This window comes from Bacillus sp. YH3-2-B2 (assembly GCF_053663335.1).
In genome coordinates this window covers 233739-259583 of sequence record NZ_JBSJQE010000005.1, presented here as the reverse complement: position 1 = coordinate 259583, position 25845 = coordinate 233739, and the positions used below count along the sequence as shown (strand labels likewise).

21 protein-coding genes and 1 pseudogene are annotated in these 25845 nt (G+C 42.1%); 15 read left to right on the top strand and 7 right to left on the bottom strand.

Annotation, left to right across the window (positions count from 1 at the left end; all coding sequences use genetic code 11):
- Positions 1-81: 81 nt before the first annotated feature.
- The gene (locus tag ACWJJX_RS17940) at positions 82-588 is read right to left on the bottom strand and encodes a tyrosine-type recombinase/integrase (RefSeq protein ID WP_454023177.1); all 507 of its coding nucleotides are present in this window, start codon (positions 586-588) and stop codon (positions 82-84) included.
- 61 nt (positions 589-649) lie between these two features.
- Here ACWJJX_RS17940 and ACWJJX_RS17935 point away from each other — a divergent pair, with 61 nt between their 5' ends.
- From ACWJJX_RS17935 to ACWJJX_RS17915, 5 genes are all read left to right on the top strand, one after another.
- A complete protein-coding gene (locus ACWJJX_RS17935; RefSeq protein ID WP_454023176.1) occupies positions 650-976 on the top strand; it encodes a hypothetical protein in 327 nt (108 codons plus the stop codon).
- Between the two features lie 1182 nt (positions 977-2158).
- Positions 2159-2443: a hypothetical protein gene (locus ACWJJX_RS17930; RefSeq protein WP_454023175.1), complete on the top strand. Its 285-nt coding sequence runs from the start codon at positions 2159-2161 to the stop codon at positions 2441-2443.
- A gap of 38 nt (positions 2444-2481) precedes the next feature.
- Entirely contained in the window at positions 2482-5277 is a 2796-nt protein-coding gene (locus ACWJJX_RS17925; protein WP_454023174.1) for a type I restriction endonuclease subunit R, read from the top strand.
- Positions 5274-6773: a restriction endonuclease subunit S gene (locus tag ACWJJX_RS17920; RefSeq protein ID WP_454023173.1), complete on the top strand. Its 1500-nt coding sequence runs from the start codon at positions 5274-5276 to the stop codon at positions 6771-6773. The genes ACWJJX_RS17925 and ACWJJX_RS17920 overlap by 4 nt, the downstream gene beginning before the upstream one ends.
- A gap of 2 nt (positions 6774-6775) precedes the next feature.
- Positions 6776-8272, top strand: coding sequence for an N-6 DNA methylase (locus ACWJJX_RS17915; RefSeq protein ID WP_454023172.1), 1497 nt, complete (start codon positions 6776-6778; stop codon positions 8270-8272).
- Between the two features lie 446 nt (positions 8273-8718).
- Here ACWJJX_RS17915 and ACWJJX_RS17910 read toward each other — a convergent pair whose 3' ends face one another.
- Positions 8719-9060: a tRNA-Val4 gene (locus tag ACWJJX_RS17910; RefSeq protein WP_454023171.1), complete on the bottom strand. Its 342-nt coding sequence runs from the start codon at positions 9058-9060 to the stop codon at positions 8719-8721.
- 196 nt (positions 9061-9256) lie between these two features.
- Here ACWJJX_RS17910 and ACWJJX_RS17905 point away from each other — a divergent pair.
- Together ACWJJX_RS17905 and ACWJJX_RS17900 are read left to right on the top strand one after the other, a co-directional pair.
- A pseudogene (locus ACWJJX_RS17905) lies at positions 9257-9553 on the top strand (abhydrolase domain-containing 18); the annotation flags it as partial.
- Between the two features lie 144 nt (positions 9554-9697).
- Positions 9698-10387: an alpha/beta hydrolase family protein gene (locus ACWJJX_RS17900; RefSeq protein ID WP_161631120.1), complete on the top strand. Its 690-nt coding sequence runs from the start codon at positions 9698-9700 to the stop codon at positions 10385-10387.
- Between the two features lie 99 nt (positions 10388-10486).
- Here the strand turns inward: ACWJJX_RS17900 and ACWJJX_RS17895 are convergent, their stop codons facing one another.
- Positions 10487-12976, bottom strand: a complete 2490-nt coding sequence (locus ACWJJX_RS17895; RefSeq protein WP_454023170.1) for an NB-ARC domain-containing protein — start codon at positions 12974-12976, stop codon at positions 10487-10489.
- Positions 12977-13176: 200 nt separating this feature from the next.
- Here ACWJJX_RS17895 and gutB point away from each other — a divergent pair, with 200 nt between their 5' ends.
- From gutB to ACWJJX_RS17855, 8 genes are all read left to right on the top strand, one after another.
- On the top strand, positions 13177-14238 hold the full coding sequence (gene gutB, locus ACWJJX_RS17890) for a sorbitol dehydrogenase (protein ID WP_003155821.1): 1062 nt from the start codon (positions 13177-13179) through the stop codon (positions 14236-14238).
- Between the two features lie 73 nt (positions 14239-14311).
- Positions 14312-15688, top strand: a complete 1377-nt coding sequence (locus ACWJJX_RS17885; RefSeq protein WP_046560190.1) for an MFS transporter — start codon at positions 14312-14314, stop codon at positions 15686-15688.
- 101 nt (positions 15689-15789) lie between these two features.
- Positions 15790-16752 (top strand): carbohydrate kinase family protein, encoded by a 963-nt coding sequence (locus ACWJJX_RS17880; RefSeq protein WP_454023169.1) that lies wholly within the window; start codon positions 15790-15792, stop codon positions 16750-16752.
- A 233-nt stretch (positions 16753-16985) separates the two neighbouring features.
- Positions 16986-17303 (top strand): YjdJ family protein, encoded by a 318-nt coding sequence (locus ACWJJX_RS17875; protein WP_038463695.1) that lies wholly within the window; start codon positions 16986-16988, stop codon positions 17301-17303.
- A 113-nt stretch (positions 17304-17416) separates the two neighbouring features.
- A complete protein-coding gene (locus ACWJJX_RS17870) occupies positions 17417-18103 on the top strand; it encodes a PspA/IM30 family protein (protein ID WP_007609806.1) in 687 nt (228 codons plus the stop codon).
- Between the two features lie 50 nt (positions 18104-18153).
- Positions 18154-19179 carry a TFIIB-type zinc ribbon-containing protein gene (locus ACWJJX_RS17865; protein ID WP_003155811.1) on the top strand — a complete coding sequence of 342 codons (1026 nt, stop codon included), beginning with the start codon at positions 18154-18156 and terminating at the stop codon, positions 19177-19179.
- Positions 19179-19940, top strand: coding sequence for a TPM domain-containing protein (locus ACWJJX_RS17860; protein ID WP_319465362.1), 762 nt, complete (start codon positions 19179-19181; stop codon positions 19938-19940). The genes ACWJJX_RS17865 and ACWJJX_RS17860 overlap by 1 nt, the downstream gene beginning before the upstream one ends.
- Positions 19941-19966: 26 nt before the next feature.
- On the top strand, positions 19967-20971 hold the full coding sequence (locus ACWJJX_RS17855; RefSeq protein WP_095318556.1) for an SPFH domain-containing protein: 1005 nt from the start codon (positions 19967-19969) through the stop codon (positions 20969-20971).
- 41 nt (positions 20972-21012) lie between these two features.
- On the opposite strand, the gene ACWJJX_RS17850 is transcribed toward ACWJJX_RS17855, so the two are convergent.
- The 4 genes from ACWJJX_RS17850 to ACWJJX_RS17835 form a co-directional block, all read right to left on the bottom strand.
- Positions 21013-22944 carry an acyltransferase family protein gene (locus tag ACWJJX_RS17850; protein ID WP_454023168.1) on the bottom strand — a complete coding sequence of 644 codons (1932 nt, stop codon included), beginning with the start codon at positions 22942-22944 and terminating at the stop codon, positions 21013-21015.
- Positions 22945-23215: 271 nt separating this feature from the next.
- Positions 23216-24076 (bottom strand): anti-sigma-V factor RsiV, encoded by an 861-nt coding sequence (gene rsiV / locus ACWJJX_RS17845; RefSeq protein WP_003155804.1) that lies wholly within the window; start codon positions 24074-24076, stop codon positions 23216-23218.
- A complete protein-coding gene (locus tag ACWJJX_RS17840) occupies positions 24076-24573 on the bottom strand; it encodes an RNA polymerase sigma factor (RefSeq protein ID WP_003155802.1) in 498 nt (165 codons plus the stop codon). Before ACWJJX_RS17840 ends, rsiV begins: the two co-directional genes overlap by 1 nt.
- A 188-nt stretch (positions 24574-24761) precedes the next feature.
- On the bottom strand, positions 24762-25802 hold the full coding sequence (locus tag ACWJJX_RS17835; RefSeq protein ID WP_007408876.1) for a 2,3-butanediol dehydrogenase: 1041 nt from the start codon (positions 25800-25802) through the stop codon (positions 24762-24764).
- Positions 25803-25845 lie beyond the last annotated feature (43 nt).

The window sequence follows — 25845 nt, the reverse complement described above, 5'->3', positions numbered from 1 at the left end:
TGGGGTTTATAGACCTTTATTTACTCTGAAAGTAACCAAAGGATAACGAAAGAGTAACATTTTCTACAACAAGGGTCTAAGTTAGAGGTTTTCCATAAGTTCTTTGAACTTTTGGGAAGCCTCTTTTTTCATTTCTTTTGTGACGTGTAAATAAACATTCTTTGTTGTTGCTTCATTTTTATGGCCTAACCGTTCCATGATTTGGGGCAGACTCACTACTGCCTGAGCTAAGAGCGACGTATGAGTATGACGCAATGAGTGAGGCGTAAGTTCAGTACTGAGTTTGGCTAACTTTAACAATCTTCTCATGCGATTTTCCACTTTTTTAATATAGAGCGGATAGCTAGGAGATAAATCATCAATGCTAGCAAAAACGACGTCATGATCATGGTAAACATCGCGATACCTCAATATTACTTTTTTCTGAAATGACTGGTGTTTTCTTAGTTCATTAATTACTGTGTCATCAACATCAACTACCCGTATAGCCGTTTCAGTTTTTGGAGGTAACAGTTTATATTGCTTTTTATTGTTAGTGGGATTGTAATAAGTTTTTGAAATGCAATGTCCCGCCACTTTAAAGCGCATAATTCAGCTCAACAGCTAACTAGATACTTTATTGAACAATGCCAAGGCCGCATATGGCTGCATGGGAGCTGATCAAGGTACACAAGATGCAAAGTATCTACTGGAAGTGATTAAGCAGAAAAATAATCCTGTTATTAAGTATAGGGAAATCCAAAACCTTACAAGAAAAAGGTTTAAAAAAGCCACGCATCTAAAAGCAACATTGTTGGAATCTGAGGAGCGGGGATTTATCCATCAAATAAAAGACGGACGGAAGCATCTATTAGAAGTGAACCCATACCTTTTAGATATCCAGGAAAGCACCCACAATGATCCACAAACCCTGTCAGAGAAGAAAAAACAACGTGGGGATCTGAGTACACACCCGTACACAATACACACAATTTAAGCCGGGAGAAATCAAATGTGGTTATTGTGTATCAACGTGCATCAGGAACGCCCACGTTTCAAGACCAAGAGCTACAAGAGATTAAACAAAATGTGGGTAATGTGGGTGGAAATCAAGGATTAGAAAATGAGGATGATAAGGACCTGATTATATGATGGAGTGTATAAGCATTATCCAGTCAGTTGATCAATTGGGTGCTGAGCTTTTATCTGATGGTGATCATATCCGTATCAAAAAAGGAAAATATCTCCTCGCTTCAATTATTCGAGTATAGGAGATCCTAAGCGGGAGATATTAGCCATTCTCGAAAGGGATAACCAAGTAAAACGAGCAGGTTTTAGGTTACCATTCAAAGAGAACTGAAACAAGGAAGTAGTACAAAGGCTGAAGGAAGCGGGAAATAAATGAGTGTTAAAGCCAGCATAAATGCATTGAAAAAAATGAACGATAAAATGCACCCAAAATTAAGAGCTGATGAACGTTTTAAAATGGTTATTAAAACCTTTGCTAATGGGTGATAATGTGCAGCGTGAAAAGCTTGTAAAATCTTGCCCACAGTTACCTACTTTGAATCGGATCACGCCTACACAGAAAGAATAGAGGCTTCCAGAGACATTAACACTGTCTTTATAATACAACTTTTAGAATACGACAAAACAATCTCCATTATGAAGATAATCAAAGGATTTAATTATAAGAAACGAGAACACGATTCTGATATGAAATTTGTAGATGAAGTTCAGGCTTTCTTGCTTGCATTTGGGACTTTCTGCTAGAAATACGTAGGAGTTGAGTCGAAGGATATGATTCAAGCTTGGTATGGTTTTCGATGAGAGGTACATTAAAACAATAGAAAAAATCAAGCAATTCATAGATTTTTATCAAATCGATCAAGATACTGAATTGCAAAAGGTTTGGAAAAGGTTTTTTAATACCTGGGAAGCAAGGATCAAAACTTAGATGGAATGAAGTTATAAATCGTTGTGACAAATGTATGGAAGAGAATTATGTGGGCAAGTCCGAAAAATATTAACGAGAGAATGTAATTACTATTAAAGCAGTATATTGATATTTATAATAATAAGGAAGATCAATCTCTTTTGTTGTAATATAGATTTATAGATACAGATTATATTTAATTACGAGCGTGTTGTTAGATTTATATCCGGGAGGAGAAAGCAAGTGAGTAAACCCAAAGTGCAGTATAAAATTCATGATCGCATTTCTCATAATATTAACAGTGAGTATGAGATTGTTTTTGATAAGTGCATCCCAATTATTAATGGCGTATCTCAAAAGGAAAAACAACTTTTAATGAGATACACAAAAAATGGGAACACAGTTAATAACGCTCCAGCTTTTGGTGAAATTGATATGATGAAAACTATCGTAAAGCTATATAATAGTACCCTTATATCTGTTGAAGCTAAAGAGGTTTTAAGAAAGGGTATTGCTGAAACTCAGTAGTGATGAATTATTATTGACCAAAGAAAAGGGGTGGAAGAATGAATAATCAGAATCCAGAACAAGTAGCTAGAGATAAAATCGACTTAATGTTAAATCGAGCTGGATGGGTTGTGCAGTCCAAAAATAAGGTAAATTTATCTGCAGCAAAAGGTGTTGCAGTTCGCGAATATCAAACAGATATAGGACCAGCTGATTATGTATTGTTTGTAGAAAGAAAGCCTGTTGGTGTTATTGAAGCAAAAAAAGAAGAAGAAGGCCAAAGGCTAACCATTGTTGAAGACCAGTCCTCTGGTTATGCAAAAGCTACATTAAAATACAATCTAAATAAAACGCCTCTGCCTTTTGTGTATGAAAGCACTGGAGTATTGACTAGATTTACTGATTATAGAGATCCAAAACCTCGTTCAAGGCCTATATTTCATTTTCATCAACCTTCAACACTGTTAGAATGGTTTGATGAACATAAAACTCTTCGAAGTCGCTTACGAGATCTTCCCGAATTAGACAAAGACGGGTTGCGACCGGCACAAATCAAGGCCATTGAAAATCTTGAAACGTCTTTCAAAAATAATCGACCAAAAGCATTGATTCAGATGGCCACAGGTGCAGGTAAAACATTTACAGCATGTACCTTTATTTATAGATTGTTAAAACATGCAGATGCCAAGCGGATTCTATTTGTTGTTGATACTAAAAACCTTGGAGAGCAGGCAGAACAAGAATTTTTAAAATATCAGCCAACAGATGATAACAGGAGATTTACCGAATTATATAATGTGCAGCGCTTAAGCTCTAGTTACATTGCTTCCGATAGTCAGGTTTGTATTTCTACCATTCAAAGGCTTTACTCAATTTTAAAAGGGGAAGAACTAGAAGAGTCAGCAGAAGAAGGAAACCCTAATGAAAAAGGTTGGGAATGGCAAAAAAAAGAACCAATACCTGTAGAATATTCAGCAAAGAACCCTATTGAACAGTTTGACTTTATAATTATTGACGAATGTCACCGATCCATTTATAACTTATGGAAGCAAGTTCTTGAGTACTATGATGCCTTTTTAATTGGCCTTACAGCAACACCAGATAAACGAACATTTGGTTTCTTTAATGAAAATGTTGTAAGCGAATATACTTATGAAGAATCAATAGCAGACGGTGTAAATGTTCCTTATGATGTGTTTACTATAGAAACTGAAATTACAAAAGCCGGAGCGAAAATTCAGGCAAAAGAATATGTTGATAAAAGAGAAAAACTAACTCGTAAAAAAAGATGGGAAAGACTGGACGAAGATTACAAATATACGGCTGCAAAACTTGATAAAGATGTTGTAAATCCGAGTCAAATTAGACAGGTTGTAAAAGCTTTCAAAGAGGCACTACCAACTATTTTTCCTGATCGCTTTGATGACAATGATGAGTTTGAGGTACCTAAAACTTTAGTTTTTGCCAAAACGGACAGTCATGCAGACGATATTATCCAGATAATTCGAGAAGAGTTCGATGAAAGCAACGATTTCTGCAAAAAGGTTACTTATAAAATTGATGAAAATCCAAAATCGGTGTTAAACCGCTTTAGAAATTCATGGGCGCCTAGGATTGCTGTGACGGTAGATATGATTGCAACAGGAACAGATGTAAAACCTTTGGAAATTTTGCTCTTTATGCGGGATGTGAAAAGCATCAATTATTTTGAGCAGATGAAAGGTCGTGGAACGCGAACTATAAGTTTTGATGATCTTAAACGGGTAACCCGTACTGCAAGACATACCAAAACCCATTTTGTAATTGTTGATGCTATTGGTGCTACTAAATCTAAAAAAACAGACAGCAGACCGCTTGAAAGAAAGCCAAATACACCACTAAAGGACCTTTTGGCTGCGGTGGCCATGGGAGCACAAGATGAAGATTTGTTTACATCCTTAGCAAATCGATTAGCTCGATTGCAAAAACAGCTTTCAGAAGATGAGAAGGGTAAATTCATAGAAATAAGCGGTGGTAAGAATATGAGTACGGTTGTAAAAGATCTACTCGATGCTTATGACCCAGATATCATTGAACAAAAATTTGAAGCATTGGTCAATGAAACTCCTGAACAAGAATGGTTTCCTGCCAAAGAAGAAGAGTGTAAAAAACAGATTCAAGATGAACTTGCCACTAATGCAGCTAAAACATTTACCGGGGAACTTAACGAATACATTGAGAATGTCCGGAAAGTTCATGAGCAAATTATTGATACGGTCAATCTAGATAAGATATTGCGTGCAGAATGGGACAGTTTTACTAAAGATCAGGCTGAATATGTTGTTAAAAGTTTTAAAGAGTACATTGAAGCCAACAAAGACGAGATTACCGCATTAAGTATTTTTTACGACCAGCCCTACCGTAGGAGGGAACTTACTTTTAGCATGATTAAGAAATTATTTGAAAAAATGAAACTGGAAAAGCCTCTACTTGCTCCACATTATGTTTGGGATGCTTATGCCCAATTGGAAGAAGTAAAAGGAGGCAGACCTAAAAATGAGTTGGTAGCATTAGTATCATTGATTCGTAGAGTTACCGGCGTTGACCAGCAACTTACTCCATATAATAAAACAGTGGACAGGAATTTTCAGGAATGGGTATTTGGTAAACAGGCAGGGGCATTAAAATTTAACGAAGAACAGATGAACTGGCTAAGGATGATTAAAGACCATATAGGAACCAGCTTTCATGTTGATGTAGATGATTTAGACTATACACCTTTTGACGCTCAAGGTGGCAGAGGTAAAATGTATCAACTCTTTGGAGATAAGATGAATGAAATTATTAATGAGTTAAATGAGGTATTAGTGGCATGATGAGAGAAGATTGGATTGAAATTAAAATAAATGATATTGTCTCCGAAGAGGGCGTTTTTTCAGACGGGGATTGGATTGAAAGTAAAGACCAAGATCCAAAGGGAGATGTAAGATTAATTCAATTAGCAGATATCGGTGATGGCAAATTCGTTGATAAATCAAATAGGTTTTTAACTACTCAAAAAGCAAATGAGTTAAATTGTACTTTTTTGAAAGAAGGAGACATACTTGTTGCAAGAATGCCTCACCCTTTAGGTAGGGCCACAATATTCCCATTAAAAGGGGATGAAAGATTCGTTACAGTTGTTGATGTTGCAATTATTAGATTTGAAAACTCAGATATTATCAGCAAATTTTTCTTGTATAATATTAACTCTCCAAATTCAAGGCAGAAAATTCAAGAATTGCAAAGTGGTACTACTAGAAAAAGAATATCAAGAAAAAATCTTGCTAAAATTAGCTTCCCCCTTGCCCCCCTTCCTGAACAACGTGCCATAGTGAACAAAATAGAAGACCTTTTTAGTAAGATTGATAATGGTATTACCAATCTCAACATAGCTAAAGAGAAGCTGGAAATCTATCGACAAGCTGTGCTCAAAAAAGCATTTGAAGGAGATTTGACGAAAGATTGGCGGGAAAAGAAACAATACAAGATGGACGATTTTTTGTCTAATTTAAAAAAAGAAAAAGAAAATGCAATAAAGTCTAAATTAATATCAAAATCGAATTATTTCCCGGAATTTAAAGAAGAGGAGTTGACTTATAAAACGCCAAGTAACTGGATCACTCTCCCTTGGAAAACAATAACGAAAAATAATAAATATGCTATGAAAAGAGGTCCTTTTGGTAGCGCATTGAAAAAAGAGTATTTTGTTGATAATGGAATTGTGGTTTACGAACAAGGTCATGCCATAAATAATGATCCTTATAGGCATCGGTATTTTATTACACAAGAGAAATTTGAAGAATTAAAAGCTTTTGAAGTGAAAGGTGGCGATATGATTATAAGCTGTTCGGGAGTTACATTGGGCCGTATTTGCCTATTACCTGAAGATGCAGATTTGGGAGTAATAAATCAAGCACTTTTAAAAATTGACTTAGATGAGAATATAATGTTAAAAAAGTTTTTTATTTTACTTTTCAGGTCTGAAACTTTTCAGCGTTTGATTTTTACGAAATCGCTAGGAACCGCCATGCCAAACATGGTTGGTATGACTGAGTTGAAAGAAATTCCAATTCCAATTCCATCACTCCAAGAACAACAACAAATTATTAAAGAAATCGAAACTCGCCTTTCCGTTTGTGATAATATTCTATCTAACATAGATGAAGGTCTTAAAAAAGCTGAGGCTTTACGTCAAAGCATCTTGAAAAAAGCATTTGAAGGTAGGCTATTAAGTGAAGATGAATTGAGAGATTGTCGAAAGGAGCCAAATTGGGAACCTGCAGACAGGATTTTGGACAGAATTTTTAAAAATAGGAATGAGGAAGTTTAAGCATGAGTAATGAAACAAGTATAGTGTCAAAAGTATGGAGTTTCGCACACATTCTTAGGGATGACGGGGTAGGTTATGGAGATTATTTGGAACAACTTACTTACTTGTTATTTCTAAAAATGGTTGATGAATTTGCTAAACCTCCATATAATCGTAACATTAAAATTCCCAAAGATTGTGATTGGGAAAGTTTGAAAAGTAAAAGAGGAGCGGACTTAGAAAGCCATTATTCCAATATTTTAAAAGAACTATCCATTACTAAAGGGATTTTAGGGCAAATCTTTACAAAATCACAAAACAAGATTCAAGATCCATCAAAGCTTTATAAAATTATTGATATGGTAGACAAAGAAAAATGGAGTATGATGGGAGCCGACCTTAAAGGGAAGATATATGAAGGGCTTTTGGAAAAAAATGCCGAAGATACAAAAAGTGGGGCAGGACAGTACTTTACACCAAGATCTCTTATTAAAGCAATTGTAGCTTGTATGCAGCCAGAACCAATGAAAACAATTGTAGATCCAGCTTGTGGTACAGGTGGATTCTTCCTGGCTGCTTATGACCATATTATTGGACACCACGATTTAAATCGTGAAGAGAAGGAGTTTTTAAAGGCAAAAACTTTTTACGGAAACGAGATAGTCGCCAATACACGAAGACTGTGTCTAATGAACATGTTTCTCCACAACATTGGTGAGATTGACGGGGAAACTTTTATCTCTTCTGCGGATGCTTTAGTAGCAGATAGTGGAAAACGGTTTGATTATGTGTTTGCAAATCCACCCTTTGGTAAAAAGTCCAGCATGACTTTTACTAATGAAGAAGGGGAACAAGAAAAAGAGGATTTGGTGTACAATCGGCAAGATTTCTGGGTATCAACCTCTAATAAGCAGTTAAACTTTTTACAACATATTAGAACACTTTTAAAAGAAACCGGAAAGGCCGCTGTCGTTCTTCCAGACAATGTTCTGTTCGAAGGTGGTGCAGGGGAAACTGTTAGGAAAGAATTGCTTCAATCAACTGAGTTACACACTATATTGCGTTTACCTACCGGGATATTTTATAAACCTGGTGTAAAGGCAAATGTTCTTTTTTTTGATAACAGACCTGGTGCAAAAGATGCTTGGACGAAGGAGATTTGGTTTTACGATTATAGAACCAATGTTCATCATACATTGAAGAAAAGTCCGATGAAATTTGATGATCTGGGGGATTTCATGCGATGCTATAATCCGTCTAATCGTCATGAGCGAACTGAAACCTGGTCAGAAAGTAATCCTGAAGGCAGATGGCGCAAGTTTACTTATGAAGAAATCATAGCAAGAGACAAGACAAGTCTTGATATCTTTTGGCTTAAGGATAAGAGCTTGGCCGATTTGGATAACCTCCCTGATCCGGATCTTCTGGCAAATGAGATTATTGAAAACATTGAAGCTGGATTAGAGAATTTCAGAGAGATAATGGTAACGATAAATGCTCAAGCAGAAGATGAAGACTAAGAGCAAATAAGTCCAAAGAATAATTACATTGGCAATATAAAAAGGAGTAACAAAAGGTTAACGTAACCCTATGTTACTCCATTAATTTTCATTAAAGATGTTACTCTTATTAATAAAAACAACCTATTAATAATGCAAGTTTATTAACTTGCGTTAAACATGTTACAAAACAGGGGAAATATGGGCGTAATGATGTAAAACCGACAAAACAACCTTGATTTACAAGGGTTTGTCGGCAACGGACGTCATTTTTGATGCCCTTTTGATGCCATTTGTACATTTTCGAGGCTTCCCATGAGTTCACGGAACTTTTGAGAAGCTTCTTTTTTTCTGCTTTTTGTGATGTGTAAATAAACCTGTGTAGTATGTACGGGCTCACATGGCATTTAGAAGCATTATTGAAGTAATAAAAAGGTCCCTTGAAATTCAAGGAACCTACAAAGGTTTCAATCATCACTCTTATACCTTTGTGGGATTTTGTCTCTCCAAACAAGCATAAGTTCATTGAATTTTTCTGTCTCCACGGAATTTATATCGTTTTCACTTTCTGTATAAAGGTGTTCTACGACTGTTTTATCTTTTTTTATATATGCAATTGTAGTGTTTAATTGAATCTCATATTCTTCAGAAGAATCATTCAGTACTTCTTGAACAAAATTTAAGTATTCATCAGCTTCCTCTACTGAAACAATATCTTCAAAGAAATCGGAAAAGTATTCTAGTTCTGTTGGAAGAACTATTCTTAAGTAGCCTAAAGGGTCTCTTTTAAATTCAAATGAACAGACCATGATAAATCAGTCTATCCTTTTTATTTATTCTTAGTTTACTTTCTCTGTTCATTACTCTTTGTAGAGCTTATCTAATAACTCGTTAAATAGGGTTTAAAAATTATTCGTCCAAACCTTTGTTACTTCTCTCTATTGGAGACAAAAGACCATATTGGTATACTCTCATACTAGTCTTTTATGTTAAAGCAACAGAATAATGATATCCGATCCCCGAAAATTCACTGTTGAAGGAGTTAGATTCTTGATGAAATCCGTCCCAACTATATGAGACAGACAACCCAATTATCAACTCTGATATTAGTTTTTTATGATTATCAAGGAGGACTTAATAGTGCATTTCTCAAAAATGATAGATCGCTTGGCTTTATATGATTTACATAGAAAAAGAAGCAAAGATAAACAATTTTCTGCTGCTATTACAGCCGATGCAGATGATAGAGAGGAATTTTACAGTGCAAATCTAGCTGATGTTTCAATTGATTTGAATGAATCTAAAAAATTTTATAGAGTTGGAACATTTAGTTATGAATCCTTAATTCAATCTGGGAATCCTGTTAATGATACTTTAAAAGGGGAGATTTTTTTAAATGAAAATGATATAGAGCCACCCAATGTCATCTTTGTACACGGCTGGCGCATGGATTCGTACAATAGGATCAAAAAAATATTTCATAATCGTATAATGAACGATTTAGGATGGAACATGTATTATTATTCTCTTCCATACCATTTTGAAAGAGAACCGGAAAATTCACTGTATAGTGGCGAGTTGATGATTAGTGCAAATATTAATCGTACAATTGAGTCGACAAGACAGGCCATTGTAGATTTACGGGCGTTAATTCACTGGATAAAAGCAAATAAAAAAGGCCCTGTTATCATAGTGGGAGTCAGCCTAGGGGGATGGGTAACTAATCTAATTGCTACCCTAGAATCTCAAATTGATGTAGTCGTATCCATCTTTTATGCCAATCGCCTTTCTTATTCGATATGGAACACGATCCCAGGTAAATACATAAGAGAAGAATTAGAACAAAATGGTGTGACCTATGAAGATTTAATAAAATATTGGAATATCACAGATCCTAGTCAAACCTTGCCGAAAGTAAAAAAAGACAACATTCTGTTGATTTCTGCTAAACATGATCAATATATTGACTTAAAAGATGCAGATTATTTATGGGAAAGTTGGGGGAAACCCACAAGATACGTCTACAATTGTGGTCATTCAGGCATTGTTCTTTGTCGTAATAAGCTGGCAAATGATACGCTTTCCTTTATACGAGAAAGAATACATACGGGAAAACCTGGTTCAATACATTTGTAGACCTTAATAAGAAACGAAAGGCCAACTGCGACTTCAATTGGCCTTTCCTATTTATAATGAAGAAACTGAGTGAGATTGCTGACAGAACGACTATGCGTACTAGTCGTTTTCTTTAATCACCTTTTCCAATCTCTCAACCTCACCCCGAATCCCAATCCCAGGCTCCCACGAATCAATCAGACGAATGGCTTTCTGATTCGATTCCATCGCTTTCGTTTTCTCTCCTTTTCGGTACAACAGCTGTGCCATTCCGTAATGATAGTAGATCAGTTCAACCTGATTGGCGTTATGTTTGTCATAGAGCATCTGCTCAAAGGCTTTTTTCGCTTTTTCGAGTTGATCACACTTGACGTAAGCCATGCCTAGGTTGAAATAGGCTTCTATCGTTTTTTCGCCGCCGTATGCGGCGCTGGTTGTGTTTGCCGCTTCGTATAATGTGATGGCTTCTTCGTAGTGAGAGCGGGCGAAACTCAGGTCGCCGCGGACCAGTAGAACCCTGTGCCGGATAATGGGGGAGACGGGCTGATCTTTGATGCCGTTCAGCATTGCTGCCGCTTTGTTCGGTTCTCCAGTTTTTAACAGCAGCCTCGATTGCAGGGCGCTTCCCCATACTTTCAAGTCGTCGTGATCCGGCGCGCCTGATTGTTCGAGTATCTTCAGGCCGGCTTCTATTTGCCTGAGAGCTCCGTCTGAATCGTTGACTTCCATCAGCGCCCAGCCTGCCGTGTCGATCCTGAAGTAGGCTTCCCGTGTGTGTTCGCCTGATTGACGGGCGGCATCGGCGGCTTTTAATCCGTATTCGATTCGCAGGGGCAGGTTGATTCTGCTTAGAAAATGGCTGATGCGGATGATGAGTTTGATCAGGATGTCATGTTGTCCGGTTTCACTCGACCATTCGATGACCTTTAGGATGTTCGGCCATTCCTTTTTCATTTGCTCTAAATTCCGTCCCAGCAAGTAGCTCCAATAGACAGAATTCGGCTGTTCCCGCTTTATATGGGTTTCCGCATAATCGATATAATAATGCGCCCAGCGGCTGCGGGCTCCTTTTTCAAATTCGTGATTTTCGGATAAGTGCTGTTCTCCGTAAGCGACAACGGTTTGATGGGCTGCGTATTGAATTCTTCCTTCGCTTCGTTCCGGCTGTATTAAAGCATATGACCTCATTTGCTCAATCGCGTAATGAAACCGCCGGACGTCTAATCCGGCCGCTTGAGCCAAGCTTTTTTCATCAGGGGGCTTAGCGAAAAAGCAAAGCGTCTGCCATAGTTTCCGTGTGTCTTCATGACATCTGTCCCATGTGCGGCCAAAGAGAACTTCAAACAATTCCAATAATGAGTAACCCGCTTGTTTAAGCTCTTGTATGAGCTGGGGAGCGGGGATGTCGTCGTCTGACATGTATGCAATGCTCAGTGCCATGGCCTTCGGGTTGCCGGCGGCTGCCGAGATGAATTCATTCTTAAGGTCAGGCGATAGCCGCAGCAGCAGCTCAAGCTTTTCCCGTTTTTGCGGGAGGTTGCATGTTTGCAGACAGCGGTGCACTTCTTGCTGAAAAAATTCAAGGGCATCCGTTTGTTCAAGGCCGCTCAGCTGGATGGCCGCCAGTTCCCCGAGGCCGTCCCGGTATGTCTGTTTTACGTTTTCCCGTGCCGTAAGGAGGACTTTTACGCCTTCCGGAAGACCGATGATAAATTCGTGAATGTCACGTTCAGCTGTATCAATGCTGTCAACGATCAGCAGCACGGGTTTTTCGTTTGAATGAGCGGCTAATGCATTGCGGACGACGAACCGTTTTTCGTTGATTGATTTGTCGATTTGTTCTGCGCGTCCGAGCTGATAGGCGATCGTGTTTAAAAAATCGCTGAAGCTCAATCCTTTCCAGTCCGTGCTGATCCAGATGATGCTGTTGAATGCAGGCCAATCTGGTGAACCGCCGGCACAAAGGTAGGCTGCTTCAAGAGCGATTGTTGTTTTTCCCATGCCGGCCCAGCCTGTGATTAAACAGACCGGTGACGGAGACAGCATCCATTGCCGGATCGCCTCTATATCAAAGCCGCGTCCGATAAAGTTCCCGGTCCGGCGTGACGGTAAGTTATGCGTGACGGGCTGTTCTGTAAGCGCATTCGTTTCATGGCTTGGTCTGTCATGAAACAGCCGCTTTACTGCTTTTTCAACATCTTCATCACTCGGCGCTCCGAATGATCCGTCTTTCCGGCGTATTTTTGCTTTTTTTAGACAAGACGCCGTCCAAACGGGCAATGCGGGTTTGATGACGGGAATGGTGGTGGTTTCCAGAAGGCCGGTCAGCCATTCAGTATCCATGTCAGTCTTTTCGATAATGATCCAGATCATGCCGAACAGCTTTCCGTCGTCAATTCGTCCGGGAATGTAGTTTGCGCCCATCTGTCCGATCCAGCTTTTGATCGTGTTAGAGGAAACGCCTAATCGGAGTGCGATTTGATCGATATAAGACTGTCCTGTTTTTTCGTTCTTTTTCCTTCTGACTTTATAATCAGGATGAAGTTTCAGCGATTTGACGGCAGGTGCCAGCAGTTCTGCAAATTGTGTCCGGTTTTCTAGTTCAGCCATTAGCCTGCACCTCCTATTAGTACTATTTTATCAATTCAGTGTTTTTTGTATATGAAAAAATAAAAAGTACAGTGCGGCTGTCCTTTTATACAGCAGGAAAGGCTGTTGAACGTATGGAAAAGCAGATAAAATAGGGGAAGTAATAGAGAAAACAAAAATGTATGCACTTACATTTCAGAGCAGAGAAAGGATTTTGCCAAATGACTCACACAGTGCCTCAAAACATGAAAGCAGCGGTTATGCACAGCACGAGAGAAATCAAAATCGAAACATTGCCCGTGCCTGACATCAATCATGATGAAGTGTTGATTAAGGTGATGGCTGTCGGAATTTGCGGATCTGATCTGCATTACTATACAAATGGCAGAATAGGCAATTATGTAGTGGAAAAACCATTTATCCTCGGTCATGAATGCGCGGGAGAAATTGCCGACGTCGGATCGTCTGTCGATCAATTTAAAATAGGAGACCGGGTCGCCGTCGAACCCGGTGTCACATGCGGGCGCTGTGAAGCGTGCAAAGAAGGGCGTTATAATCTTTGCCCGGATGTACAGTTTTTGGCGACACCGCCGGTTGACGGCGCGTTTGTCCAATATATCAAAATGCGCCAGGACTTTGTTTTTTCGATTCCGGATTCACTTTCCTATGAAGATGCGGCTTTGATCGAACCGTTTTCTGTCGGCATTCATGCGGCCGCGAGAACGAAGCTTCAGCCCGGTTCCACGGTTGCGATCATGGGCATGGGTCCTGTGGGGCTGATGGCCGTTGCGGCAGCGAAAGCATACGGGGCAGGCACAATCATTGTGACCGACTTGGAGCCGCTGCGGTTAGATGCCGCGAAAAAAATGGGCGCGACGCATGTCATCAATGTCCGGGAACAGGATGCCGGTGAAGAAATCAAAACGATCACGAATGGCAGAGGCGTTGATGCTGCCTGGGAAACAGCGGGGAATCCGGCAGCATTGCAATCCGCACTGGCTTCCGTGCGCCGGGGCGGAAAACTGGCGATTGTCGGTTTGCCTTCTCAGAACGAGATTCCGCTCAATGTGCCGTTTATTGCAGATAACGAGATTGATATATACGGAATCTTCCGTTATGCGAATACGTATCCGAAGGGAATTGAATTTCTCGCTTCCGGCATAGTGGACACGAAGCATCTTGTAACGGACCAATATCCGCTGGAGAAGACGCAAGAGGCGATGGAACGCGCCTTTCAATACAAAAATGAATGCTTAAAAGTGATGGTGTATCCAAATCGCTGAGTGAACGGGGAGGATCTTTGCATTCTCCCTCTTGCTTATCGAAAATGAAAACGGATTCTTGGGGTGGGAAATGATGATTGAAACAGAAAAAGCAGCGGCAGTAAAGACGAAACATCGCGGCCTATCCTGGATGGAACGGATCGGCTACGGATTCGGCGATATGTCGTACAATATTATCTTTCAGTTTGTAAACGCATACTTATTATTCTACTATACAGATGTCGGCGGCATTAAGCCTGCGGTCATCGCAGCTTTGTTTCTTATCGTAAGGGTGCTGGACGCTATTTTTGATCCGATTATGGGCGTGATTCTAGACAAGACGAATACAAGATGGGGAAAGGCAAGGCCGTATCTTTTGTGGGTGGCGTTTCCTTTTGCGTTATTTACGTTCTTATGCTTTACGACTCCTCATTTCGGCGAGACGGGGAACATGGTTTATGCGTACATCACTTATATTCTGCTTGGGATGTCCTTCAGCATGCAGACGATTCCGGTCAACAGCTTAACGGGGCGAATGACGAATTCCGTGGAGGAACGGACGGTTCTGACGACGACCCGGATGATTTTGGTTTATATCGGAATTCTGTTGTCGATTTCCTGTGCGACACCGCTTGCGGACGCCATCGGCGGGAAAGATCAGGCGTTCGGATTCCAGATGACGGCGCTTATCTATGCGGCGGTGAGCATCGCATTGAATCTGTTCAGCTTCTTTACCGTGCGGGAACGGATTCAGCCTGAAAAAAGAAAAAAACAAGGAATGAAAAAGACGTTGTCTGTTTTGTTCCGAAACAAGCCTTTGCTCATTTTGGTTTCTTCATTTTTAGCTTTTGCGATCGGGTTTAACATTAAGCTCAGCACGATGGTGTACTATTTTACGTATAACGTCAGCCATAAGGAATTTGTGTTTTTAGGAACCGTGCTGTTTTTCGGCGCAGCGCTGATCAGCAATCTGTTTATTCCTTTCTTTTCTAAGAAGCGGGGCCGGAAGCAGGTCATGATCATCACGGCGGCGTTATCGCTGATTTCTTATGCGGGCCTTCAGTTTACATCGTATTCCTCGATTCCCCTTATTTTCTTTTGGCTTTTCGTTTCGGGATTTTTCACGACGCCTTTAAATACGCTTGCTTGGGGAATGGTTGCCGATTGTGTCGATTATGCGGAATGGAAAACCGGAGTCCGGGCTGATGGCGTGGTGATTTCGAGCATGAGTTTCATCAATAAGCTCGGTGTTGCGTTAGCGGGGTCATTTTCGGCGGTTTATCTCGGAATCGCCGGATATGCCGCGAATACCGATCAGACGGCCTCGTCATTGAATGCGATTAAAAATATGAATGCGCTCATTCCGGGATTGTTCATTCTGCTGTCTATTATTCTTATTTCTTTTTATCCTTTAACTGAAAAAAAATATCAGCAGATGATGTCTGATCTGGAGCAAAGGGCTGCCAGATAAGTATACGTAAAATTTAAAATATTATATGTAAACGGTTGTATTTATGACAGAAAGCACTATACTGAAACTATAATCGAGAATTGATAAATGAGTGTGATAATGTGGGAAGCCAATCTGTTATTTGTATTGGAGAATTGTTAATTGATTTCTTTTGTACCGATGTGGATGTTGATTTGACGGAAGGGCGTAATTTCTTAAAAAGTGCCGGCGGCGCACCGGCGAATGTGTCGGCAGCGATTGCTAAGCTGGGCGGAGACGCGGCTTTCAGCGGAAAAACAGGCAAAGATCCGTTCGGGTATTTTCTGAAGCAGACATTGGACGCCGTACATGTCGATACCTCTATGCTCGTCATGGATGAGAAAGCGCCTACAACGCTTGCGTTTGTTTCATTAAAACAAAACGGGGAGCGCGATTTTGTGTTTAACAGAGGAGCGGACGCTTTGTTTACGCTGGATGATATTGATCTGGAAAAGGTAAACGATGCCAAAATCCTTCATTTCGGATCAGCGACGGCATTGTTATCTGATCCGTTTTGCTCAGCCTATTTACGGCTGATGTCGATTGCGAAAGACAATGGACAGTTTATTTCCTTCGATCCTAACTACCGTGAGGATTTATGGAAAGGAAGAGTTTCAGAGTTTATAAACACCGCAAAAAAAGCCGTTGCCATAAGTGATTTTGTGAAAGTCAGTGACGAAGAGCTTGAGATCATCAGCGGTGCGAAGGATCATAAAGAAGGTGTTGCGGTTCTTCATGAGCTCGGGGCCGGTATTGTGGCGGTGACACTCGGGAAAAGCGGGACCCTTCTTTCAAATGGGAAGGATATTGACATCATTCCGAGCATTCCGGTGACATCAATAGACTCAACGGGAGCGGGCGATGCGTTTGTCGGCGCGGCGTTGTATCAGTTGGCGCGCACTGATGAGATTCAGACGGCAGCCGATGATTTTGCGAAGCTGCGTGATATTGTCTCATTTGCCAATAAAGCGGGGGCGCTCGTGTGCACCAAAATCGGTGCGATCGATGCTTTGCCGAGTTTAAAAGAGGTTGAAGTATCACTGTAAAATATCGAGGATGCTTCTTGAAAGTCATCGGACTTCGGGAAGCATCCTCTTTTATTTAGGTCTGAAACCCTTTTCGATATACGGTATACTTTAGAAAGGCATCCAGTAAATTGAACCGCTGTGAAGTACATACAATAACTTTTTTATCAGTTCTGAGTAAAACCAAGTTTCTGCTGCTGCCGTCATGTATAGTGTGACGGCCTGTGATATTGAACCGCGGAGGAATGTTTTTCATGAAACATGTTTTTCTTATTGTGCAATGCGCGTTTTCTGTTTTTTGTTTTCTTTGTCTCGCCGCTGTCAATTGGTATCAGGGGAGTGAGCTTGTTTCTGATTCGTTTGATTGGAATTATACGGCTAAATTCTCAAAGCTTTTGAATGGGACGGATACGATTACAAGTCCGGAACAGATTTCGCAGCTGGATTTCTTTGTGTATGCGGCGAAGCATTACCCGTTAGTGAGCGGGTTGATGATCGGGCTTTTTATTTATTTTTTGTTCTCACTGTATCTGGTCATAAAGAATTTCCGCCGGCACAAATGGGCTGAATGAGACTATTTTCATATAAAATACATAAATTCATGAGAAAATGAAACTTTTTTTGAAAAAAACAGTATATATAACTATGAACTTGTTACTATTTAATTTTGGGAGGAAAATGAAAAATGAGTATTTTAGGAAGATTTAAAGACATCATGTCAAGCAATATCAATGCGCTGCTGGATAAAGCTGAAAACCCTGAAAAAATGGTTGATCAATATTTGCGGAATCTGAACAATGATTTAGGAAAAGTGAAAGCGGAGACGGCTTCTGTCATGGCTGAGGAACAGCGGGCGAAAAGAGCGTTAACAGAATGCCAGGCTGATGCCGAAAAGATGGAAAGTTATGCGATGAAAGCGTTGCAGGCCGGCAATGAAGCCGATGCGCGGACATTTTTGGAAAGGAAAGCGGCTGTTGAATCAAGACTGACTGAGCTGCAGACGGCTTATCAGCTCGCTTCTTCCAACGCGTCTCAAATGCGCAAAATGCATGACAAGCTTGTCGCTGATATCGGAGAGCTTGAGTCGCGCCGAAATGCCATCAAAGCGAAGTGGTCTGTGGCAAAAACGCAGGAGAGAATGAACAAATTGGGGTCCTCTGTGTCAAATGCGGGCCAATCGATGACAGCTTTCGGCAGAATGGAAGACAAGGTCAACCAAGCGCTTGATCATGCCAATGCGATGGCTGAGCTGAACGCGTCTCCGAAAGACGATATTGACGATCTGACGGCTAAATATGACAGCAATCAAAGCAGTGTCGATGATGAATTGGCGGCGCTTAAGCAGAAAATGCTTTTCAGTAAAGATCAATAGACAGCGGGCTGCAGTTTTGTCCGATATAAAGAGAAAGTGAGAGAAACAGAATGATCATTTCTTATAAATGCCCGAACTGCGGCGATGATATGGTCTTTGACAGTTCATCCGGCATGCTGACATGTCACAGCTGCGGGCGGCAGGATCAGATTGAGAGCCTGCCAAAAGAGTATATAACGACGAGATTTTCTGAAAATGAGGCGAACGAGTACCGGTGTGAGAATTGCGGCGCAGTATTAATGACTGAGGCGGAAACGACGGCCACGACGTGCGGGTTTTGCGGAGGAGCCGCCGTTCTCGCCGACCGATTATCGGGAAATCTCGCGCCTTCGATGGTGATTCCTTTTACGATCAGTAAAGAAGAGGCCATGAGCGCTTTTAAAAAGTGGTGCCGAAACGGCCGTCTGACACCGAAAGGATTTATGTCTGCCGATCGGGTGAAGAGCATAACGGGCATGTACGTGCCGTTTTGGATGTTTGACTTAAACAGCAAGGTTCAGGTCAATGCCGTTTGTACGAGAGTGCATCACTATGATGATGGAGAATACCGGGTGACGGAGACCGAGTATTACAACGCGTACCGCGATATCAATCTTGATTATCTCAAAATTCCGGTCGACGCTTCAGAAAAAATGAATGATGAATTAATGGACAAATTGGAGCCTTACTCATACAGTGAGCTGAAGGAGTTTAATACGGCCTATTTAGCGGGATATATAGCGGAAAAGTACAATTATACCGATGACGATCTCTTTCCGCGGGCGAAGGATAAAATCAGCCATTATATTGATTCTTATATCAGATCCACCTTCTCCGGATATACGACGGCTGACATTACGGATGAGCAGATTCAGACCGATAAAATCAGCAGCTTTTACGTACTGCTTCCGGTCTGGATGGTCAGCTACGACTATGAGCGGGCTGAACACATTTTTGCGATGAACGGGCAGACGGGCAAGGTTGTCGGCAAACCGCCCATCAGTGCCGGAAAAGTGGCCGCGTGGTTCGGCGGCATAACCGCCGGTGCGTTTTTAGCATTAAGACTCGTCTCACTTATGATAGGAGGCGGTTTTTGATGAAAGTATCGATAAAAAAAGCGTGTCTCTTCTGCTTCGTCCTTTTTCTGATGCTGTCTTTTGGTTTACATACATCGGCGTCTGCCGCGGAACAGAAGCAATATGTTTATGACAATGCTCATTTATTAACGAAGGATGAAACGAAGAAACTTGAGGAATTGGCCGGGAAGCTCGGGGCAAAGCGCCATACCGATTTTATCATTCTGACCGCAAACGGAACGGGCGGTAAGGACATCGAGCAGTACGCCGGTGATTTTTATGACAGTCATTTTAGCGGAAGCACGGCGATTTTGACCATTGATATGAAAAATCGGGAAGTATTTATCTCCGGATATAAAAAGGCGGAGACGTATTTGAATAACAGCCGGCTGAATACGATCAGAAATACGATCTCGTCAGATATTTCCGCAGGCCATTATGAAAAGGCATTTCAGACCTACATCAAGATGGCTTATAAAGATATGGGGAAAAGCCCGGACGACAAGTCTGACAATTTGCTGCTTACATGGTGGTTTCAGCTCATTATTGCCGCAGCCGCGGCCGGAATCGCCGTCACTGTGATGGTGTACAATTCCGGCGGCAAGGTCACCGTCACCGGCAGCACGTATATGGATCACGATACGTCTGAAGTGCTGAGCCAGCACGACACATATATCCGAACCGACGTTACAAGAGAAAAAAAGCCTGATAAAGATAATGACAATGACGGCGGAGTCACGAGGGGCGGCACGAGTTACAGCGGAAGCAAGGGAAGTTTTTAAATTATATGTAAAGGATTTGAGCATACATGGGTTTTTTCAGAAATCAGTTAGCAAATGTGGTGGAATGGGAAGAATTCAGAGACGACATGGTTTTCTATAAATGGAACAACCGTGAAATTAAAAAAGGCAGCCGTCTGATCATCCGGCCGGGACAGGATGCCATCTTTTTATACAACGGGAAAATTGAAGGGATTTTCCGTGATGACGGCGATTATGATATCGAATCAGAAATCATTCCGTTTCTATCGACACTAAAAGGGTTTAAGTTTGGCTTTAACAGCGGCATGCGGGCTGAAGTGCTGTTTGTGAATACGAAGGAGTTCACCGTGAAGTGGGGCACAAAAAACGCTATCAACATTCCGGCGGCAGGTATGCCGGGCGGTATGCCGATCCGCGCAAACGGCACATTTAACTTCAAGGTCATTGACTACATCGGATTGATTGATAAGATTGCGGGTGTCAAAGACAGCTATTTAGTGGAGGACATTAAAATCCGGATTACGTCTATTCTCGATCAGCTTTTGATGAAATGGATCACCAGAGAAGGAAAAGACATGTTCAATCTGCAGTCGAATTCATTTGAAATCGGAAAAGGGATTCAAGAAGATCTTGATATGCAGCTGATCGGAGACGGCATGTCGATTACGGGATTCAATATTATGAGCTTTAACTATCCGCAGGAAGTTCAGGATATGATTACGAAAAACGCTTCTTACGGCATGGTGGGGGATGTGAACCGCTATCAGCAGATTTCCATGACGGACGGCATGTCATCCGGCAAAATGAGCGGAAGCGGCGCCGCCTCAGACATGGCGGGCATGATGATGGGAATGAATGTGGCAAATCAAATGATGAACCAAATGAATCAAAATCAGCAGAACCAGCCGCAGCAAAATCAAAGTCAGCAGGATCAGGGGACGGCACCGGCAAACGAATCGGAAGGAGCGGCTAAGCCGAAATTCTGTCCGAACTGCGGAACGAAAACGGAAGGCGCGAATTTTTGCCCGAATTGCGGACAGAAGCTTGCCTGACGATATACGAAAAAGAGGCCTTGTTTGGGCCTCTTTTTTTGTCATGATTTCATTGTTTGAACGATAAGGGATGTCAGCGCTTTTGATCCCTCAGGTATGAGATGGACGCCGTCCGGTGTGAAGTATTCAGGGTGCTGCAATGCTTTTGCGTGCCAATCGACAAGGGTCACATTTTTGCGTGACTCGGCCTGCCGGCGCAATGATTCGTTTACTTTGCTTTCCCACTGCCGCGGTACACGCGTGTTGACAAGATAGATATCGGCTTTTGAAAAGGAGCTGATCAGTGATTCAATTTGGCTGTTTGTGAAATAGCCATTCGTCCCTAACTCGATGATGACCGCTTTGTTCGGCTGATTAAATGACGCATATTCCGAAGTGAGCTGGAGTGCTTGAGAGACTTGTCTTCCTACCTTTCCGTCGATGGTGACATGAGGGAGGGACTGCCGCAGGTATGACGCAATGTCCAGCATCACCGAGTCACCGATGGCCAGCACGTCTTGCTGAGGCTGTGTTTGTTTTGAATCAGCCTTTTTTTGAGATGACCGTTCCTTTTTCTCGTCGGTTTTCTTCGTTTCTGATTTGTCTGCTGGTTCTTTCTTGTTTTTGTCTGACGCGGTATCCGTTTTTTCGCCGCCGTGTTTTTTCTTGCTGTCTTCTTCTTTTGCAGGCTGATCGTGATCGGCCGTTTTGTGCGAAGAGGCGGCGGTTTCTTGCTGATCATTCTGCGCGTACGTCCATTGCGGCTGTTTTTTCTCTTCGGCTATCCCTGACAGCCCGCCCGCAAATACGAGAATGGCGGCAAGAATGAGGCCGAGCGACATTCTGCTGATGACAGAGGACGACTTCCATTCCAGAAAGCGGTTCAGAAACACGCGGCGTAAAAATGGCCGGAAGCCCGCAGTACGGATCGGCTGTTCAATGAAATGGTAAGATAGCTCGGCAAGAATGAAAGTGGCGCCGATTCTGACGGCGCAGTGCCAATAAACCGGATTTCCGATTTCCTGCACGGGTGTGCTCAGTACGAAAACCGGGTAATGCCAAAGGTAGATTCCGTATGATCTCGTTCCGATCCAGCGAAGCGGCTTCCATGAAAGAACATGTCCCAAAAAGCTGCTCGGATGGCATAAACATGCGACAAGAACCGCTGCGGTGATGCTGATCAAAAGCATGCCGCCCTTGTACAGGAAGGGTTCATATTCATCCGTGTAAAAGACGCAAAGCAGCAGCGCGGCAAAAGCGGCAAGCTCCGTCCCGTGAAGCAGGTGTTTCATGCTGCTCGGCAGCCGTTTGGAAGATAATCGTTTCATCGGCCACACTAAAGCTAAAGCGCAGCCGATCAGCAATTCAAATGACCGGGTATCCGTCCCGTAATAGACGCGGCTCGGATCTCCGCCGGGCACATACATCATACTCATTACGACTGCCGAACATAACGCGATAAACATGACCGCGGCCGCAAGCCGGGCCCGTGTTTTACATATGTACATTCCCGCAAGCAGCAGGAAGGGCCATATGATATAAAACTGTTCTTCAATCGCCAGCGACCAAAGGTTTTTTAATGGCGAAGGGGAGCCGAAGCTGTCGAAATAAGAAAGTTGATGAAAGATAAACCACCAATTGCTTATGTAAAAAAGTGAGGAGACCGCATCTCCGCGTACGGTATGCAGGAGCTCGCTGTTAAACAATACGACCCAAATGACCGTCGTGATAATCATGAGATAAGCCGCCGGCAGAAGCCGTCTGATCCGGCGCACCCAAAAATTACGCAAATCAAGGGTGATGTCATTGCCCTGGGCAGGCAATATAATAGATGTAATTAAATACCCCGATAAAACAAAAAAGATATCAACACCAATGAAACCGCCGTCGGCCCAGTTAAAATTCAGATGATATGCGATAACTGCGAGGACGGCAAAGGCGCGAAGTCCATCCAGTCCGGGAATATAGCGGTGATGCAGTGACTTGTCTGACATGGTATTCCTCCAATAAAGTGTGCGGAAATTCTCGCTGTTTTGCGGATAGCTATAGCTGATTTCTGTACAGTCTTCCATTTGTTCCGTTAATTAGACGCATTCGGAAGGGGATTTTGTTTCAGAAAAAATGAATGAAATGCTGTGATTTTCTTAAACTTTTCAGTCCCCGTCCGGCGTCTGTTATATGAAAAGGGTCCCTTATGCATCTTGGCTGTTGCGGGACGAAAGAAAAAATCCATGATCTGCGGATATCATGGATTTTTTTCTTTCTTTATCTGATGTAGCGGTCTCCGACAAGCAGCTTGGAGATGACGGAGGTCGGTATTGTAAACTCTGTAACGCCCATATATCCGGGTGCCGCTTCGTATTCATCAAATGAAATAACAAGTTTGTGCTTATCTGTAATATAAAAATTTTGGTCGGCGCGGATGGCTTTAAAAGGCTCCGTCATATCATCTTCTTCGACCCAGTATATTTTATTCGGATCTTCTTTCATCTGTTTTTTCATTTGTTCTTTAATATTTTCGCTGATGACTTTAATATAACGGTCATCTTTAAATAAACTCTTTAACGTAAGCACGGCCTCATTCTTTTTATCAATCGTGATGTAACGGCTTTGCGTATAAGATGAAGCTTGCGTTTTTTCGATATCACGGCGGATTGAGATCAGATCCGCTGTGTCAGTAACGGTTTCATAATCGCTGTAAATACTGAGGTGGCCTTTTTTGCTTTTTGAGGTCGCCTTCATAAATTCCTGATACAGCTCTTTGCTTTCTTTCATATAATGCCGGTTGATGCTGTCTTCGAGTTTATGATCGGAAAGTCCGGACAGAGCGGGCGTTTTCACATCAATGCTTGATTGGTTCTTTTCTTCCTTCATCTCCACGAATGTGATGGCTTGGACGACTTTGCCGATGACGGGGATTTTAGACATGGCTTGTGCGGCATCCGGGTTGATATTGACAACGGCGGTAAATAAGACGGCCGCAGCGACTGCCGCGGATGTCGGCCACATCACGATTCGTTTTTTCTTCGGTTTTTGCTGAAGGGCTTTTTCGACAATGCTGTCCAGTTCCTTAGGAATGGGCACACTTTTATACTCTTCTCTTAATTGTTCTAATCTCTTTTCCATTAAGAAAGATCCTCCTTCGTCAGCTGAATGCGCATGAGCTTCAGCCCCCTGTAAAGGCGTGTTTTGACGGTGTTGATGTTTTCCCCCGTGATGTCCGCGATTTCTTCTAATTTCAGGTCTTCAAAGAAACGCAGAATGATAATGGTTTTATATTGATGCGGCAGGTCATCAAGCGCTTCGTGAAGGTCTGTGTCTTTGTAGTGATCTTCCTTTCCGCGGCTTAAAAACTCGATCGTTTCATCGTCCATCACTTTCAGTTTTTTCTGTTTGCGGAGAAAATCAATGGCCGTGCGCACTAAAATTTTATAAAACCAGCTTTTGATCACATCGGGGTTTTTGACGGATTCGACCGATGTCAGCGCTTTTTGAATTGATTCCTGAACAATATCTAACGCGTCATCCTTGTTCTTTACGTAACTGTACGCAAGCCGGTAAAAGTCTTCCTTGCGCTCAGTTATGCACGTCACAAGCGACGCTTTGGCTGTTTCGTTCTTCATTGCTTCAAAGGGCTCCTTTTTAAAAAATACGTATCATAGGCTGCTGCCTAAGGATAGACGGGACAGGGTGAAAAATAGTTTGCGCAGAGGGGATCATTTTTAAAAGGAAAAGGAAGGAAAGACGATGAGATGAAAAAAAGAGCCGGAACGGCTCTTTTTTGGATGTGTCTGATATTCAGCTGAACGGTTTAGTTCGGTTTGACTAAGATTTTTACTTGGTTTTTCTCTTTGATTAAAGCGCCGAAGCCTTCTTCAATCAGATCGTCGAGCACGATTTTTTTCGTGACGAGCTTATCTGCTGAGAAGTAGCCCTCTTTCATCAGTGCAAGAACGGAAGGGAAGATGTCACGGTATCCGATAATGCCTTTTACGGTCCGTTCTTTGATGACGATATCGTTCGGATGAATTTCCGCTCCTTTTTCCCAGATGCTGACGATAACCGTTTCACCGGCAATGTTTGTTGACTGGATCGCCTGGCGGAGAACGACAGGAACGCCTGTTACTTCATAAGAAACATCAACGCCGCCGTTTGTGCGTTTAGCGATTTCTTCAACGACATCGTCCGTTTTTGACGGATCAATGATGATAGCGCCGAGTTCTTTCGCTTTTTCCTGACGTTCCGGTGAAAGTTCAACCGCGTAAATATCTGTGGCGCCGGCCGCTTTCAGGGCTTCAATCACAAGCAGCCCGATCGGTCCGCAGCCAAAAACTGCCGCCTTGTCGCCCGCTTTTAATTTGCTTTGGCGGACCGCGTAAAGTGCTACCGCTGACGGCTCAACAAGCGCGCCTTGTTCGTAAGAAAGCTCTTCAGGAAGCTTAAACAGCAATTCTTCGTCAACGGATACATATTCAGAAAATCCGCCGCCGCCTCCGGCTAAGCCTAAGAATCCCATTTGTTCATCAAGGTTATAGGCTCCCTGATGTCCGTGTGTGGCAAAAATCGGTTCCACGACGACACGGTCGCCGACGCTGTAATTTTTGACGCCTTCGCCCACTTCAACGACTTCTCCTGAGAATTCGTGACCCATCGTGACGGGCGCCATTTCGTTTGTTAACGGATGAGGTTTGCCGACCGGAATAAAGATCGGGCCTCCCAAATATTCATGAAGGTCGCTTCCGCAAATCCCGCACCATTTGACTTTAATTTTGACTTTACCCGGTTCTGCTTTAGGTTCATCAATGTTTTCGATTCGAATGTCTTTTTGATTGTGCCATCTTGCCGCTTTCATTGATTATCACTCCTAGTCTGATTGAAACGAGTATAGGTACATG